The organism is Rhizobium ecuadorense (assembly GCF_001187535.1).
GTDB lineage: Bacteria > Pseudomonadota > Alphaproteobacteria > Rhizobiales > Rhizobiaceae > Rhizobium > Rhizobium ecuadorense.
Genome location: NZ_LFIO01001524.1, coordinates 1 through 234, shown reverse-complemented (window position 1 = coordinate 234; position 234 = coordinate 1). Strand labels below are relative to the sequence as shown.

Annotated in this window: 1 pseudogene; it reads left to right on the top strand. The window is 57.7% G+C overall.

Annotated features, from left to right (window positions below):
- A pseudogene (locus AF337_RS44700) lies at positions 1 to 234 on the top strand (FAD-dependent monooxygenase); the annotation flags it as partial.

Below are 234 nucleotides of genomic sequence, written 5' to 3'. Positions count from 1 at the left end.
TGGTGGGCGCTGACGGTACGAACTCCGCGGTACGCAGGCAACGCTTGCCGGAAGCGCGTCTGGAAGACACCGGAATCGTATCGCTCGGGGGCAAAATTCCTATGACGGTCGAAACGAAAGCTCTGCTGTCGGACAAAATGTTCAAAGGCATGTCGCTGATTATGGCACCGATGGGCTTCGGCGCAATCATTCACTCGCTCGAGTTCGTCGACAGCCGAAGCGACCCTAGTGTCG